13 protein-coding genes, 2 tRNA genes, 1 other RNA gene and 1 pseudogene are annotated in these 15,529 nt (G+C 68.1%); 6 read left to right on the forward strand and 11 right to left on the reverse strand.

What is annotated here, in order from left to right; all coding sequences use genetic code 11:
* Positions 1 to 18: 18 nt before the first annotated feature.
* A pseudogene (locus tag VF330_RS42045) lies at positions 19 to 165 on the forward strand (zinc ribbon domain-containing protein); the annotation flags it as partial.
* A 640-nt stretch (positions 166 to 805) separates the two neighbouring features.
* On the opposite strand, the gene ssrA reads toward VF330_RS42045, so the two are convergent.
* Positions 806 to 1,178, reverse strand: a transfer-messenger RNA (tmRNA) gene (gene ssrA, locus VF330_RS08875).
* Between the two features lie 122 nt (positions 1,179 to 1,300).
* Between ssrA and VF330_RS08880 the strand changes: the two genes are divergently transcribed.
* Both VF330_RS08880 and VF330_RS08885 read left to right on the forward strand, forming a co-directional pair.
* Positions 1,301 to 2,539, forward strand: a complete 1,239-nt coding sequence (locus tag VF330_RS08880; RefSeq protein ID WP_414675360.1) for a sensor histidine kinase — start codon at positions 1,301 to 1,303, stop codon at positions 2,537 to 2,539.
* Positions 2,527 to 3,168 carry a response regulator transcription factor gene (locus VF330_RS08885; protein ID WP_285637739.1) on the forward strand — a complete coding sequence of 214 codons (642 nt, stop codon included), beginning with the start codon at positions 2,527 to 2,529 and terminating at the stop codon, positions 3,166 to 3,168. Before VF330_RS08880 ends, VF330_RS08885 begins: the two co-directional genes overlap by 13 nt.
* On the opposite strand, the gene VF330_RS08890 is transcribed toward VF330_RS08885, so the two are convergent.
* From VF330_RS08890 to VF330_RS08915, 6 genes are all read right to left on the reverse strand, one after another.
* A complete protein-coding gene (locus tag VF330_RS08890; RefSeq protein WP_330851031.1) occupies positions 3,153 to 3,980 on the reverse strand; it encodes an amidohydrolase family protein in 828 nt (275 codons plus the stop codon). The two genes, VF330_RS08885 and VF330_RS08890, sit on opposite strands and share 16 nt — an antisense overlap.
* Positions 3,981 to 3,993: 13 nt before the next feature.
* A complete protein-coding gene (gene smpB / locus VF330_RS08895; protein ID WP_330851032.1) occupies positions 3,994 to 4,470 on the reverse strand; it encodes an SsrA-binding protein SmpB in 477 nt (158 codons plus the stop codon).
* Positions 4,471 to 4,668: 198 nt separating this feature from the next.
* Entirely contained in the window at positions 4,669 to 5,571 is a 903-nt protein-coding gene (gene ftsX, locus VF330_RS08900) for a permease-like cell division protein FtsX (RefSeq protein WP_330851033.1), read from the reverse strand.
* Positions 5,572 to 5,611: 40 nt separating this feature from the next.
* The gene (gene ftsE / locus VF330_RS08905) at positions 5,612 to 6,301 is read right to left on the reverse strand and encodes a cell division ATP-binding protein FtsE (protein WP_030470385.1); all 690 of its coding nucleotides are present in this window, start codon (positions 6,299 to 6,301) and stop codon (positions 5,612 to 5,614) included.
* 175 nt (positions 6,302 to 6,476) lie between these two features.
* A complete protein-coding gene (prfB, locus tag VF330_RS08910; protein ID WP_330851034.1) occupies positions 6,477 to 7,580 on the reverse strand; it encodes a peptide chain release factor 2 in 1,104 nt (367 codons plus the stop codon).
* Positions 7,581 to 7,640: 60 nt separating this feature from the next.
* Entirely contained in the window at positions 7,641 to 8,141 is a 501-nt protein-coding gene (locus VF330_RS08915) for a PadR family transcriptional regulator (RefSeq protein WP_089921819.1), read from the reverse strand.
* A 382-nt stretch (positions 8,142 to 8,523) separates the two neighbouring features.
* Between VF330_RS08915 and VF330_RS08920 the strand changes: the two genes are divergently transcribed.
* On the forward strand, positions 8,524 to 8,727 hold the full coding sequence (locus VF330_RS08920) for a hypothetical protein (RefSeq protein WP_330851035.1): 204 nt from the start codon (positions 8,524 to 8,526) through the stop codon (positions 8,725 to 8,727).
* A 61-nt stretch (positions 8,728 to 8,788) separates the two neighbouring features.
* Here the strand turns inward: VF330_RS08920 and VF330_RS08925 are convergent.
* From VF330_RS08925 to VF330_RS08935, 3 genes are all read right to left on the reverse strand, one after another.
* Positions 8,789 to 8,862, reverse strand: a tRNA-Met gene (locus VF330_RS08925).
* Positions 8,863 to 9,155: 293 nt separating this feature from the next.
* Positions 9,156 to 9,229, reverse strand: a tRNA-Met gene (locus VF330_RS08930).
* A 53-nt stretch (positions 9,230 to 9,282) separates the two neighbouring features.
* Positions 9,283 to 12,300, reverse strand: a complete 3,018-nt coding sequence (locus VF330_RS08935) for a UPF0182 family protein (protein WP_330851036.1) — start codon at positions 12,298 to 12,300, stop codon at positions 9,283 to 9,285.
* A gap of 94 nt (positions 12,301 to 12,394) precedes the next feature.
* On the opposite strand from VF330_RS08935, the gene VF330_RS08940 reads away from it, so the two are divergent.
* Positions 12,395 to 12,934 carry a PPA1309 family protein gene (locus VF330_RS08940; RefSeq protein ID WP_330851037.1) on the forward strand — a complete coding sequence of 180 codons (540 nt, stop codon included), beginning with the start codon at positions 12,395 to 12,397 and terminating at the stop codon, positions 12,932 to 12,934.
* A 106-nt stretch (positions 12,935 to 13,040) separates the two neighbouring features.
* Here VF330_RS08940 and VF330_RS08945 read toward each other — a convergent pair whose 3' ends face one another.
* Positions 13,041 to 14,120 (reverse strand): PDZ domain-containing protein, encoded by a 1,080-nt coding sequence (locus tag VF330_RS08945; RefSeq protein WP_330851038.1) that lies wholly within the window; start codon positions 14,118 to 14,120, stop codon positions 13,041 to 13,043.
* A 44-nt stretch (positions 14,121 to 14,164) separates the two neighbouring features.
* On the opposite strand from VF330_RS08945, the gene VF330_RS08950 reads away from it, so the two are divergent.
* On the forward strand, positions 14,165 to 15,508 hold the full coding sequence (locus VF330_RS08950; protein WP_330851039.1) for a zinc-dependent metalloprotease: 1,344 nt from the start codon (positions 14,165 to 14,167) through the stop codon (positions 15,506 to 15,508).
* Positions 15,509 to 15,529: the final 21 nt, after the last annotated feature.

Consider the following 15,529-nt stretch of genomic DNA (forward strand, 5'->3'; position numbering starts at 1 on the left):
CACCACTGGCTCAAGGGTTTGGTGTGGTGCCACCGCTGCCACGACAGGTTGGTCATCATGCGTGGCAAGGGAAACGGCGGCGAGTACTTCTATTTCTTCTGCCGTGGCAGGCAAAAGCACATGTGCGACTTGCCGTACCTCAGCGTGGCCAAGGTGGAGGAGGCTGTTGACCGACACCTCGGTGGGGCACGGATCACCGACGCGGTGCAGTCAACGCTGCGCCGCCAGCTCGATGAGGCTCTGCTCGGCGAGCAGGCCACGATGAACAGCCTCAAGAGGCGCTTAGGAGCGCGCCTGGACGAGTTGGAGACGAAGGAAGATCGGTACTTGGATCTGCTGGGCGACCCAGACTGGCCACGGGCCAAGATCAAGGCGAAGCTGGCCGGGATCGAGCGCGAACGTACGGAGATCGAGTCACAGCTGTCCGAGACGAGCAGCAAGCTCGAAGCTGGCCGTCAATTCTTCCTGACGGCGCTCGACCTTCTGGCGGATGCTCAGGGCTTCTACCGCCGTGGCGACGCCGCTACCAAGCGGGCGGTCCTGAAGGTGATCTACGAGAAGCTTCACTTGGATGCCCACCCAGTGGAAGGCAGTGGAGCGGTAGAGGACCAAGCTCTCACACGCTCAATGGAGGGGCTGCTCAGCATGAGCAGTACATCCACTGAGCACGGGCAGATGGCAACGGACGGTGACCACAACGCCGAAGGCGGCTCCCTCGTGGTCGAGGAAGCCGCCTTCGGCGTTGCTACCGATGCAGACCTACTTGCCGTGGTCCTTGCGGACGGCGGTTCAAGTAGGGCCGCTCTGGTGGAGGTGCCGGGAATCGAACCCGGGTCCTGTGGCGGCTCATCAGGGCTTCTCCGTGCGCAGTCCGCTGTGTCTCTACTCGGCCCCATCAGTCACGCGAACGAGCTGATGTGACAGGCCCAGCCGCTGTGAATGTCCCGAACAACTCCCGCGACCGGAGTTGCCGGTAAGCCTTCTAGCTGATGCCGGACTCTAGGACGAAGGCACTCCTAGGCCGACAGCGTTGCTACTCGCCTCAGGCGGCGAGAGCGAACGCGCGCTGGTCGTTGGACTCGGCGCTTATTGGTTTGCGATGACGCTTGCGGTGGTCTCTCGCCTGCACCGGCACGCTTCCCCTGAATCAACGTCCACAGTCGAAACCGTTCACCCCCTCGTAGTGGTACGCATAGCATAACGACTGGGGCGAACGAGTTCTTCCCGAGGCGGGGTAGGGCTGTCCCCACCCCCGACCTCCTGGCTAGCCACATGGTCTCTGACCAGCGGTAACGACAGCATGGACGTCATGAGGAAACCGAACGCGCTCGCAGCCGGGTTCTACCTGCTGACCAACCTGGTGACCGGCATCTTCTGGTTCACCCTGGCCGTCGTGCTGACGGTGGTCGGGTTCGCGACAGCGGTCATCTGGGTGGGGCTGCCGCTGTTGTGGCTCGCGATGAACGTCGTGCGCGGCGGCGCGGCGCTGGAGCGGTCCTGGGTCAGGGCGGCGCTGCGCACGGACATCCCCCAGCCGCACCGCGTGAGGTCCGAGGGCACGCTGTGGCAGCGGTGGAAGGCCCAGTTCACCGATCCGGCGACCTGGCGCGACTACGGGTACCTGCTCCTGCTGCTGCCGATCGGCATCCTCGAGTTCGCCGCCGTCGTCGCCATGTGGTCGGTCGCGGCGGCGTTCATCGGGGTGCCGTTCTGGATCGGCTCGGCGCCGTTCGCCGTGGTCGTGGGCGACTTCTGGACCATCGACTCGTTCGCGTCGGCGTGGCCGATCTCGTTGATCGGGCTGGCGCTGATCCCGTTCGCGATGATGGGCACGCAGGCCCTGGGCTCGCTGCACGGCAGGTTCGCCCGCGCCATGCTGGGCCCGACGCGGGCCGACCAGCTGGCGGTCGAGGCGGAGCGGCTGCAGTCGAGCCGGGCGCGCGGCGTCGAGGCGGCCGAGGCGGAGCGCCGGCGCATCGAACGCGACCTGCACGACGGCGCGCAGCAGCGGCTCGTGGCCGTGGCGATGGGGCTGGGCCGCGCGAAGTCCAAGATGGACTCCGACCCGGAGGGCGCGGCCGAGCTGATCGCCGAGGCGCACGCGGACGCCAAACTGGCCATCAAGGAGCTGCGGGACCTCGCGCGCGGCATCTACCCGTCGGTGCTGGGTGACCGCGGCCTGGACGCCGCGCTGTCCGCGCTGGCGGCCCGCGTGCCGATCGAGGTCGACCTGCAGGTGGACGTCGAGCCGCGGCCGCCGACGGCGGTGGAGAGCGCCGCGTACTTCACCGTCGGCGAGGCGCTCACGAACGTCACCAAGCACTCCAACGGCACCAAGGCGACCGTGCGGGTCAAGCGGGTGGAGACGGGTGTGCTGGTGGAGGTCACGGACAACGGTCAGGGCGGCGCGGAGCTGAGGCACGGCGGCGGGCTCGCCGGCCTCGCGGACCGGGCTGCCACGATCGACGGTGTGGTTGTCGTCGTCAGCCCCGTGGGTGGGCCGACTGTGATTCGAGCGGAGTTGCCGTGCGCGTGGTGATCGCCGAGGACTCGGTGCTGCTGAGGGAGGGCGTGCAGCGGTTGCTCGCCGACGAGGGCATCGAGACCGTCGCGGCGGTGGAGAACGGCGACGGGCTGCTGGACGCCGTGACGGAGCACCGGCCGGACCTGTGCGTGGTGGACGTGCGGATGCCGCCGACGTTCACCGACGAGGGCCTGCGGGCGGCGATCGAGTGCCGCCGCCGCTATCCGGGGCTGCCGGTGCTGGTGCTCTCGCAGTACGTCGAGGAGCGCTACGCGGTGGAGCTCCTCGCGGGCGGTGCGAGCGGCGTCGGCTACCTGCTCAAGGAACGGGTGGCCGACGTGAAGGAGTTCGTCGACGCGGTGCGCAGGGTCGCCGACGGCGGCACGAGCATCGACCACGAGGTGATCACGCAGCTCATGGTGCGCAGCAAGAAGAGCCCGGTCGACAAGCTGACGCCCCGCGAACGCGAGGTGCTCGGCCTGATGGCGCAGGGGCTGTCCAACACCGCGATCGCCGGCACGCTGGTGGTGTCCGACGGCGCCGTGGAGAAGCACGTCGGCAACATCTTCGCGAAGCTCGGCCTGGAGCCGTCGAACTCCGAGCACCGCCGCGTGCGCGCCGTGCTGGCCTACCTCGACAGCTGAAGCAGGCGGGCGCCGTTGTCGTGCAGCACGGCCCGTTCGGCCGCGGCGTCCAGGCCCCACGACCGGATCGCGTCGAGCTGCACCTCATAGGGGTACGGGATGTTCGGGAAGTCGCTGCCCAGCACGACCCGGTCGGCCAGGCCGCCGATCCGGGACCGCCAGCCGGCCGGCAGCGGGGTCATTCGCTCGGTGAACGGCGTGCCGACCATCGTGGTGTCGACGTGCACGTTCGGATAGCGCTCGACGAGGTCCAGCGCTCCCGAGTAGTCGGGCATCCCTGCGTGCGCGACCACCGCGGCCAGCGACGGGTGCCTCTTCAGGACCTCCTCGAAGACCCCGAGCCCGGTGAACTCCCCCGGCATCGGCCCGTCACCGCAGTGCACGACCACCGGCACGCCGGCTTCCGCCAGCTGACCCCAGACACCGTCGAGGAGCTCGTCGCGCGGGTCGTAGCCGCCGACCTGGACGTGCGACTTGAAGCAGCGCGCACCGGCCTCCAACGCCTTGCGCACGTACGCCTCGGCGCCGGCTTCCGCGTAGAACGTGCCCGTGGCGACGGCCTCCGGCACGCGTGCCGCGAAGTCTGCGGCCCACCCGTTCAGCCACTCGGCCATGCCGGGCTTGTGCGGGTAGACCAGGGGCGCGAACGCGACGACGCCCAGCTCCCGCAGCGCGGTGAGCCGGGCGTTCTCGTCGGTGCGGTAGTGGATCGACCAGTCGACGCCGGACTCGCGGACGCGGTCGAAGAACGCCCAGACCTTGTCGAGGACGTTCTGCGGCATGAAGTGGACGTGGACGTCCACCAGTGCCATCAGTACCGGCCCATCAGTAGCGACCCTTGAGGGCCCGTCCGTGCGCCCTGGCGATCTCGCGGTTCGCGTCACGCTTCGCGATGTCCTGGCGCTTGTCGTAGGCCTTCTTGCCCTTCGCGAGGGCGATCTCGACCTTGACGTAGCCGTCCTTGAAGTACATCTGCAGCGGGACCAGCGACAGACCGGACTCCTTGGTCTTGCCGATCAGCCGTTCGATCTCCGCCTTGTGCAGCAGGAGCTTGCGCTTGCGCCGGACCTCGTGGTTCGTCCAGGTGCCCGCGACGTACTCCGGGATGTGCAGGGCGTGCAACCAGATCTCGCCGTCGTCGACCTGGGCGAAGGCGTCCACGAGGGACGCCCGGCCCATGCGCAGGCTCTTCACCTCGGTGCCGACGAGCTGGATGCCGGCCTCGTAGGTGTCGAGAATGGCCCAGTCGTGCCGAGCCTTGCGGTTCGACGCGATGACCTTCTGCCCGCGTTCCTTGACCATGACGACAACTCTAGTTGACCGGCAAAGCCGTTAAGGCGCTGCTTCACGGGTCTCGTTCGATGAGAGGCGCGGCCGAGGTGGTTCCTGGCGGTGCGGGCGGCCGAGCTGCATACCGGTGTTGTATGTGGGTCGGCCGCCCGTGCCGTCAGGGGCCGTCTCGGCCCCGGCTATCGCGAACACGGACCCGTGAAGCAGTGCCTAAAGCCGCACGTAGAGGCGGAGTGTCACGTAGCCGGTGGTCGCCGAGATGACGATGGCGACGAGGAACAGCCACGGCGACACGATCAGGATGTCCAGGTAGCCGATCGGCGGGATGATGCCCGACTCGGTGAGGTTCCTGGTGATCCTGTCCAGGAAGAACGCCTTGAACAGCACCAGGCCGCCGACCGCGGTGACCGAGCCGATGATGCCCGCGACGACCGCCTCGATGAGGAACGGCAGCTGCGTGTACCACCGGGTCGCGCCGACCAGTCGCATGATGCCTACCTCGACGCGGCGGGTGAACGCCGACACCTGGATGGTGTTCGAGATCAGCAGCAGCGCGGCGAACGCCTGGATGAGCGCGAGGATCAGGGCGACGTCGCGCAGGCCGTTGAGGCCCTCGAAGAACCGCTCCAGGAACTTGCCCTGGTCGTCGACGGCCTTGACGCCCGGCTTGCCCTCGAAGGCCTGCCGGATGACGTCGGTGCGCTCCGGGTCCTCGAGCTTCACGCGGAACGTGGCGGGGATCGCCTCGGGACGCGCGAGCTTGAGCAGCTCCGGCTGGGCCTCGAAGATCCGCTTGAAGCGCTCGAAGCCGTCGTCGCGGTTCTGGAACACCACGGACTCGACACCGGACGTCTGCTCGAGCGCCGACCGCAGTCCTGCGCACGGCTGCTGCGTGCAGTCCTTGTCGTTGGCGCTGACGTCGTTGGTCAGCAGCACGGAGACCTCGAGCTTGCCCGCGTAGTTGGCCTGCATCTTGTCGACCATGCGGACGACGAGCAGGCCACCGCCGAGCAGCCCGAGCGAGATGGCGGTCGTGAGGATCATCGCGATCGTCATCGTGACGTTCCGGCGAAGTCCGGTGACGACCTCGCTGAACACGAAGCTGGTACGCATCGGGGGCGGGGTTCCTTGGGGGTCGGGGATCTAGGAGCGCTTAGCGGCCGACGCCGTAAACGCCGCGCGCGTCATCACGGACGACCTTGCCGTACGACAGCTCCACGACGCGGCGGCGCATCGAGTCGACGATGCCGTGGTCGTGGGTGGCCATGATGACGGTCGTGCCGGTGCGGTTGATCCGCTCCAGCAGCAACATGATGTCCTGGCTCGTGTCGGGGTCCAGGTTTCCGGTCGGCTCGTCGGCGATCAGCACCAGCGGCCGGTTCACGAACGCACGGGCGATCGCGACGCGCTGCTGCTCACCACCGGACAGCTCGGTCGGGAACCGGTCCTCCTTGCCGTCGAGGCCCACCAGCTGCAGCACCTCGGGCACCACCTTGACGATGGTGTTGCGGGGCTTGCCGATGACCTCCAGCGCGAAGGCGACGTTCTCGGCGACCGTCTTCGTCGGCAGCAGGCGGAAGTCCTGGAACACGCAGCCGATCGACTGGCGCAGGCGGGGGACCCTGCGCCGCGACATCTTGGCGACGTCGAAGTTGGAGACGTAGACGCGTCCCCTGGTCGGCACCTCTTCGCGCAGCAGCAGGCGCAGGAACGTCGACTTGCCGGACCCGGAGGGCCCGATCAGGAAGACGAACTCGCCCTTCTCCATCTCGACGGACACGTCGTCGAGCGCGGGACGCGTGGAGGTCTTGTAGACCTTGGAAACGTGTTCGAGACGAATCACGAGGCGCGAGTCTACTCATGGCCGGGGTAAAGCCCCCGTTCCGGTTAACTTCCCGCCCGGATGGGCGGGCCGGACCCTCCACGCGCCGTGTCCGACCAGGCACGACCGGTTCACGAAAAAGCACGTTCGGCCCTGTGGGAGGACCGAACGTGCTCGGGGGATCGGGGCAGCGCGACTAGCCCTGCTGGGACTGCTTGCGCCACCGGATGCCGGCCTCCAGGAAGTCGTCGATCTCCCCGTCCAGCACCGCCGACGGGTTGCCGACCTCGTGGTTGTTCCGCAGGTCCTTGACCATCTGGTAGGGGTGCAGCACGTAGGACCGCATCTGGTTGCCCCAGCTGGAGCCGGAGTCCTTGAGCGCGTCCATCTTCGCCTGCTCCTCCTGCCGGCGGCGCTCGAGCAGCTTGGCCTGCAGGACGTTCATGGCCGTGGCCTTGTTCTGCAGCTGCGAGCGCTCGTTCTGGCAGGACACCACGATGCCGGTCGGGATGTGCGTGAGGCGCACCGCCGAGTCGGTCGTGTTGACGCCCTGGCCGCCGGGGCCGGACGAGCGGTAGACGTCGACGCGCAGATCCTTCTCGTCGATCTCGACGTGGTCGGTCTGCTCGACGACGGGCACGACCTCGACGCCGGCGAACGACGTCTGGCGGCGGCCCGGGTTGTCGAACGGCGAGATGCGCACGAGGCGGTGCGTGCCCTGCTCGACGCTCAGCGTGCCGTAGGCATAGGGAGCGCTGACGCGGAACGTCGCGGACTTGATGCCCGCTTCTTCGGCGTAGGACGTGTCGAACACGTCGACGCCGTAGTTGTGGCGCTCGGCCCAGCGCGAGTACATGCGCAGCAGCATCTCGGCGAAGTCCGCGGCGTCGACGCCACCGGCCTCGGCGCGGATGGTGATCAGCGCGTTGCGCTCGTCGTACTCGCCGGACAGCAGCGTGCGGACCTCCAGCGACGCGATCTCCTCGCGCAGCTTGGCCCGGTCGTTGTCCGCGTCGGCGGCCGCTTCGGCGTCCTCGGCCTCTTCCGCCAGTTCGTACAGCAGCGGCAGGTCGTCGAGGCGCGAGCGCAGGCCGGTGACGCGACGCAGCTCACCCTGCTTGTGGGAGAGCTGGCTGGTGACCTTCTGCGCCTTCTCCTGGTCGTCCCAGAGGTCGGGGCGGGTCGCCTGCGCCTCCAGGTCCGCGACAGCGGCGCGCAACGCATCGAGGTCCAGCACCGCCTCGATGCTCGAGAGCGTCGCGGAGAGTTCCTTGATGTCTGCTTCGACGTCCGGGTTCACGCAAAAAGATTACGCCAGCACCGGTCGTGGTACGCGACCGGTGCTCGCTGACGTTCTCCTCTACGCGGTCGGAATCGCGTCGAGCAGCTTGAGAACGGCCTTCGCGTGGGCGAGACCGAACTCGGCCACCGCCTTGGCGTAGGGGTCCTCCGCCGTCTTGGCCGCGCTCTTCGCGCTTTCCTGCTCCTGACCGTAGGTCGTGCGTGCGGTCGTGATCAGGGACTCGCGCTGCTTCGCGGTCAACGAGCCGGCGTGCACCAGGCGCAGGATGAGCGGGCTGCGCAGGTGGTCGGGGCCGGGCTCGGAGAGGAGCCAGTTCTTGAAGGCCTTCTTGCCCGCCGCCGTCAGCACGTACTGCTGGCTCGAGCGCGGTCCCTGCTTGCCGAGGCGCAGCAGTCCCTGGTCGGCCAACGCGGGCAGCTCGCGGTACACCTGGCTGCGGGTCACGCTGAAGAACGCGCCGAAGCGGTCTCCGGCCTCCGCCACCAACTGGCCACCGGTCTTGGGTCCGTCGTGCAGCAGCCCGAGCAGGGCGGCCGCGGTCGCATTCAGGTCTGACACACCGGCAACGTTCCCACGTCCGGGGGAAGCTGTCCACAATGGTCAGCCGTTCTGTCCACTGTGGCTGATCACCGGGCTAGTCTGATGGGCCATGCGGAGCAACGAAAAGTCTCGCTGAGTAAGCGGCAGTTTTCGCGCCTCACGCGTTTGGCCGCTTGACCGTCCGTGTCCATCCCGGATGGAAAAAGCCTTTCGCAGAACCGAAACCACCCCGCCCTCACTCGATCGGCGGTACGGCTCTCACCGGCCGGAGCCACCCGAATGGACGGACGAGGGCACTCGTCGCACGACCCGGTGATGTCCGCTCCGGCCCCTTTCCCACGCCCGCGCAACGGGGAAAATGATCACTGCCAGGCGGAGCGAGACTCGGAGGTCGGGGACGTTGAAGAACATCAAGTGGCTGGACCACAAGAAGGTGGCGGCGCACACGCGGGCGTGGATGACCGGGGGCATCCCGGAACAGGCCGGCAAGGACGAGTGCATGGTGTGCGGCAAGCAGATCCGCAAGCACCGCACCGTCAACGGCGAGGGCCGCATCTGCTCCAGCATGCTGTGCGCCCAGTACTGGGCGGAGAACATGACCTGAAACCGGGAACCACAGAAAAGCCAGAAGGCCGGAACCCGAGGGTTCCGGCCTTCTGACGTAGTAGCGGGGACAGGATTTGAACCTGCGACCTCTGGGTTATGAGCCCAGCGAGCTACCGAGCTGCTCCACCCCGCGCCGCTTCTAGCTTGTCTTGCTGTTGTAAGGAGAACTCTACACCCCTCGAAAACCCCTTTTCCACCACCCCCCACTAACCACCATAACCGCAGGTCACTAGCGGTTTTCGGCAGTTCGACCACCTCAGCCACCAACGAAAGCCGGACCTGCCGGATTGGGCCTGCCGATGCCGAAGGCAAGGCGGCCGGGGGTCCGGGGGCTTGCCCCCGGGGTGGGGTTTGGGGGCTCCGCCCCCAATGCAATGCGAAAAAGTCCTGTCTGCGCATTCCGCAGACAGGACTTTCCCAACTTTGTAGCGGGGACAGGATTTGAACCTGCGACCTCTGGGTTATGAGCCCAGCGAGCTACCGAGCTGCTCCACCCCGCGTCGGTATGAATAGAACCTTACGCGGGGCGGAGCGGGTAATGCAAATCGGGAGGTCAGCCCGAGGGTGTGGGGCTCGGCACAACCGACGACTGGCTCGTCGCCGGCGCCGATCCCGCACCGGTGTTGTACTGCTTGAACCTCTTCGAGGCCTCGTCCAGGCGCGCGTAGGCCTGGCCGAGCTCGGTGAAGTTCCCGCTCTGCTGCGCCTTGCGGACATCGGCCAGCGCCGCGTCGATGTCGTTGATCGCCTTCTGCAGGTCGGGGCTCAGCGTCCCGTTCGCGTTGCCGTTCGACGGCGGCGTCGACGGAGGCGTGGACGTCTGGCCGTTGTTGTTGCCGTTGTTGTCGCTCGGCGGCGGCACGACCGCGCCGGCGCCGCTGAGCACCTGGTCCAGCGCCTCGTTCAGCGTGGACGCGTAGCCGACCCGGTCGCCGTACCAGACGAGCACCTTCGACAGCTGCGGGTACGACGTGTTGTTCGACGCGCGTTCGATGTAGACGGGTTCGACGTACAGCAGCGCTCCGCCCACCGGGAGCGTGAGCAGGTTGCCGTAGACGACGGTCGTCTTCTGCTGGGTCAGCAGGTTGAGCTCACGGCTGACGTTGTCGGACGTGAGGAACTGCGTCTGGATCTGCTGCGGGCCCTTCGCGTCCTGGTTGAGCTGCAGGACGCTGATCTTCCCGTAGTTGTCCGGATCGGAGCCGACCGAGACGTGGGCCGCCATGAACTCCCGGTTCTCGCGGACGAGCGGGCTGGTCAGCTGGAAGCGGACCTTGCTCGGGTCGCTCGGGTCGCCGGCGAGGACGTAGAACGGCGGCTGGGCGTCGCGGCGCTTGCTCGCCGCGTCGCGCTGGGCGTCGGCCGTCGTCACGTTGTCGATCGTCGGGTCCTGCGGCGGTGCCCAGTAGGCGACACCGGAGTAGAAGTCCGACGGCGACGAGACGTGGTACTTCGACAGGATCTGCCGCTGCACCTTGAACAGGTCCTCGGGGTAGCGGAAGTGCTGGCGCAGCTCGTCGGAGATCTCGCTGCCGGGCTTCACCGTGTTCGGGAAGACGCCCATCCACGCCTTGAGGACCGGGTCCTTGTCGTCGATCTGGTACAGGCTCACGGTGCCGTCGTAGGCGTCCACAGTGGCCTTGACCGAGTTGCGGATGTAGTTGACGGGCTTGTTGACCTGCGAGATGACGACGCCGTCCGCGGTGAGCGAGTCGTTCGTCGCGTCACCCAGCTGCGTGCGCTGCGCGTACGGGTAGTTCTCGAGGGTGGTGTAGCCGTCGACGATCCACGTGATCCGGCCGTTCACGACGGCGGGGTACGGGTCGCTGTCCACGGTCAGCCACGGCGCCACGGCCTGCACGCGGTCGCGCGGGGTGCGCTTGAACAGGATCTTCGACTCGTCGGCGATCGACTGGTTGAAGAGGATGTTCCGTTCGCCGTAGTACGCCGCGAACGCCAGCTTGTTGAACAGGCTGCCGATCGGGACGCCACCGGTGCCGGTGTAGGTGTAGGACTTGGCGTCGGTGTCGTACTCGGCCGCGGAGCCGTCGGGACGGCCGCCGACGATCGAGTAGTCGTTCGCGCCGAACAGCTCGCCGAAGTACGTGCGCGGCTGGTCGACCTTGATGCCGTTGGCGACGTTGCCGACCTCGCCGTTGGACTTGACCTCACCGGTCTTGAAGTCCGGGTAGCCGCCGTTGGACTCGTCGGCGACCGCGTTGACCTTGTTGGCCTCGGCGTAGACGAAGCCGTTGCCGTGCGTGTAGATGAGGTGCTGGTTGATCCAGTCGCGCTGGCCCTGCGGCAGGCTGTCGAGCTTCAGCTCGCGCACCGCGACGATGTAGTCGCGCAGCTTCCCGTCCACTGTGTACCGGTCGACGTCGAGCTTGTTCGGGAACCCGTAGAACGGCCGCAGCTGCTGGAACTGCGTGAACGTCCGCGAGAGCACCGCCGGGTCGAGCAGGCGGATGTTGCCCAGGGTGCCGGCGTCGGTGGTCTTGATCTGGTCGTTGCTGATGTTCTGCTTGCCGTCGTACGGCTTCGTCTCGACCTTGTCCTCGGTCAGCCCGAAGGACTGCCGGGTCGCCGCGATGTTGCGTTTGATCGACTCGGCCTCCTTCTGGATGGCGTTCGGCTTGACCGAGAACTGCTCCAGCACCGCGGGCCACGCGGCGCCGACGAGCACGCTCGACAGCACCAGCAGGACGGTCGCGATGGCGGGCAGCTGCACGTTGCGCATGAACGCGCCCGCGAAGAACGCCACGGCGCAGAACACCGCGATGCACAGCAGGATCAGCTTGGCCGGCAGCACCGCGTTGAGGTCGGTGTAGCTCGCGCCGACGAACTTCTCGTTCTCGTGCAGCAGCAGCTCGTACCGGTCGAAGAAGTACGCGACGGCCTTCAGCAGCACGAACGTGCCGGCGACGAGCGCCAGGTGCAGGCGGGCGGGGCCGGAGAGCTGGCCGCCGCGACCGGCCAGCCGGATGCCGCCGAACAGGTAGTGCGCGATCACCGCGCCGATGAACGACACCGCGGTCGCGACGAACAGCCACGACAGCAGCCACTCGTAGAACGGCAGCTGGAACGCGTAGAAGCCGATGTCGTGCCCGAACTGCGGGTCGGTCACGCCGAACGGCTGCGAGTTGAGGAAGAGCTGGATCTCCTGCCAGTTCGCCTGGGCCGACGCGCCCGCGATCAGGCCGACGAAGACGGGGATGCCGATCGAGAACAACCGCATCCGCCGCATCACCACGGTGCGATAGCGCGCCACCGGGTCGTCGGGCCCTGACACCGGCACGAACACCGGCCGGGCCCGGTACGCGAGGTACAGGTTGAGCCCGACGATGCCGCCGACGACGGCGCCCACGGCGAAGAACAGCCCGAGCCGCGTGAGCAGGACGGTGCTGTAGACGTCGCGGAACTTCACCTCGCCGAACCACAGCCAGTTCACGTAGGTGTCGAGCAGCCGCGATCCTGTGATGAGACCGAACAGGAGCACGACACCGACGATGAGCAGTATTCGGCTGCGCCGGGACAGTTTCGGCAGTCCGACCGGAGGCCGTGTGGCCACGAGGCACGCTCCTGGATCGCGGTAAATCGATACGTACGTTTAGTCCAACTCTACGGACGACGTCCTGGGTTCCCGTGAAGTCCGCAGTCTTACGATGACACGCGTGTCAGCGAGTGAAACGCCAGCGGTCATCCTCCCGACGGTCGCCCGCGAGGTAGAGGAGTTCGTAGCGGCAGGCGGCTGGGAGCAGCCACCGCAACTCTTCGCCCTCGTGGCCACCTCCGACCTGCTCGTCCAGCAACCGGAGCTGGCCGACCAGCTCGATCCCGACGCGAGCCCGCTCACCCCGATCGCCCAGGACGCCCTCGAGGGTGATCTGGGCGACGCGCTGGCGGGCATCGAGTGGCCCCCGGCCGTGACGGGGTGCGCCCTCGCGCAGGAGATCGTGGTCCTGCCCCCGGAGGCGGAGACCGAGCTGAGCCACGGCGAGCTGGACGACGAGGCGGCCCGCAGGTTCGCCGCGGAGCACCCGTCCCGCCGCGAGGCGCGCCTGGTGGCGGCCGTGCTGCGCGACGGGTCCGTCTCCTGCGTGCTGCGGCTGCGGGGCACGGTCGAGGTGCCGGAGGAGGTCGTCGAGCACCCCGAGCTGGCGCCCAACCTCACCGACGCCCTGCTCGCCACGCTGCGGCCCTAGGCCGAGTCCCGGTCGTCACACCCCCAGGCTGGCACAACCCCGGCACCAGGCGGTGCCGGGGTTGTCATCTCGTTGCACGCTGTTCGCGGCGAGCGGACAGCGGCCGTCAGCAGCTCGGCGTGTCCTTGCCGGCGTTGAGCGCCTCCAGCGACGACACCGCGTCCTTCAGGTTCTCGACCTTGATCAGCCTCAGGTCCGAGGGCGCCTGCTGCTTCGCGTCCTGGCAGTTGGCCGACGGCACGAGGAACGCCGTCGCGCCCGCCTCCTTGGCGGCGACCATCTTGAACGCGATGCCGCCGATGGGCTTGACCGTGCCGTCGCCGGTGATCTCGCCGGTGCCCGCGATGGCCTTGCCGCCGTTGAGCTCGCCCGGCGTCAGCTTGTCGACGATCGCGAGCGCGAAGATCAGGCCGGCCGAGGGGCCGCCGACGTCGGACAGGCTGATCTTGATCTTGAACGGCACGTCGGCGCGGTCGACCGGCGAGATGCCGATGAAACCCGCGGTGCGGCCGTCGTCGCGCGTGCCGAGGGTGAGCTGCGTCGACTTCGAGGTGCCGTCCTTCTCGAACGCGACCTCGATCTGGTCGCCCGGCTTGGTGTTCTCCAGGGCCGCGCTGACGTCCGCGGAGCTCTGCACCTGCTTGCCGTTGACCGAGATGATCCGCGCGCCGAGCGGGATGACGTTGTCCGCGGGGCTGCCCTTGGTGACCTGGTTCGCGACCACCTTGCCCGGATAGCCGAGGTAGTGCAGCGCGGCGACCTCCGCGGAGGTCTGGGACTCGCTGAACGCGATCTCGTTGTTCTTCTGCACCTCCTCCTCGGACTCGCCGGGCTTGAAGAACTCCTCGCGCGGCGCCAGCGCGTAGCGGCCGGACAGCCACAGGCCGAGGGCGCCGAACAACGACACGTCGTCGGTGAGCGAGACCGTCGTCATGCGCAGCGTTCCGTTGGTGGGGAACGTGTTCTGGCCGTCCACCGAGACCACGTCGGTGTCCTTGACCTTGCCGAGCACGTCGTAGGTGGGGCCGGGGCCCAGCGCGACGTACGGGACTCTGGCGAAACCGCCGAGCAGTCCGAGTGCCGCCACCACGAGGAAGCTGATGACCAGCGTCCACGTCCGGCGGGTCAGTCCGCGCTCCCTCGGCGGGGGCGCTGGCGGGGGTGCGGTCGTGACGGTTTCACTCACGGCTGAACAGCGTACGACCATGTCGATCCGCGTACGGTAGAGGCATGAGTGACGTGCCGTTCGGGTTCAGCCCGCACGACCCCGATGACAAGAGCGGGAAGCCGGGAGACAACCCGTTCGACTTCAACCAGCTCGGCAACATGCTGAGCCAGCTGGGCTCGATGCTGAGCAGCGCCGGGACGTCGAGCGGGCCGGTCAACTACGACCTCGCCAAGCAGATCGCGTTCCAGCAGCTCTCGTCGTCGACGACGACCATCGGGTTCGCGGCCGACCAGTCGAGCGCCGTCACCGACGCCGTGCACCTGGCGGAGATGTGGCTCGACCCGGTCACCTCGCTGCCCGCCGGCTCGCGCACGACGCAGGCGTGGACCGCCCGCGACTGGATCGAGCGCACCATCCCGACCTGGCAGCGCCTGTGCGACCCGGTCGCGCAGCGCATGTCCGGCGCGTGGGTGGAGGCGATGCCCGCCGAGGCGAAGCAGGCGGCCGGTCCGCTGCTCGCGATGCTCGGCCAGATGGGCGGCATGGCGTTCGGCTCGCAGCTGGGCAACGCACTGGCGCAGCTCGGCTCCGAGGTGCTCACCTCGACCGACGTCGGCCTGCCGCTCGGTCCGGAGGGCACCGCGGCCCTGCTGCCCGCGAACATCGAGAAGTTCACCGAGGGCCTGGAGCGCCCCGCGTCCGAGGTCATGGTGTTCCTCGCCGCCCGCGAGGCCGCCCACCAGCGCCTCTTCACGCACGTGCCGTGGCTGCGGCAGCGCCTGCTCGACACCGTCGAGGAGTTCGCGAAGGGCATCAAGGTCGACACCTCCGCCCTGGAGCAGCTCGCCGGCCAGATCGACCCGTCGAACCCGGCCTCGATCGAGGAGGCCATGGGCTCCGGCCTGCTCGAACCGCAGACCACCCCCGAGCAGAAGGCCGCGCTGACCCGCCTGGAGACGCTGCTGGCCCTGGTCGAGGGCTGGGTGGACGTCGTGGTCGACGCCGCGGTGGCCGAGCGCCTGCCCGGTGCCCCGGCCCTGCGCGAGACGCTGCGCCGCCGCCGTGCCTCCGGTGGCCCGGCCGAGCAGACGTTCGCCACGCTCGTGGGCCTGGAGCTGCGGCCGCGCAAGCTGCGGGCGGCCTCCGCGCTGTGGAAGCTCGTCGGCGACCAGCACGGCGTCGAGGTGCGCGACGGCATCTGGGAGCACGCCGAGCTCGTCCCGACCGCCGAGGACCTCGACGACCCGCTGGAGTTCGCCGAGCGCCTGACCAACACGCGCAACGCGCTCGAGGACCCGATCGCGGAGCTGGAGCGCACCATGCGCGAGAGCGGCGAGAAGCCCGCCGAGGGCGACAAGCCCGAGAACGACAAGCCTGAGGACGGCGGCAAGCCCGACGCGGGCTGACACCTCCCGCGAGCGGACATG

The sequence above is a fragment of the Lentzea sp. genome (genome assembly GCF_036380075.1).
In the GTDB taxonomy this organism is placed as follows: Bacteria; Actinomycetota; Actinomycetes; order Mycobacteriales; family Pseudonocardiaceae; genus Lentzea.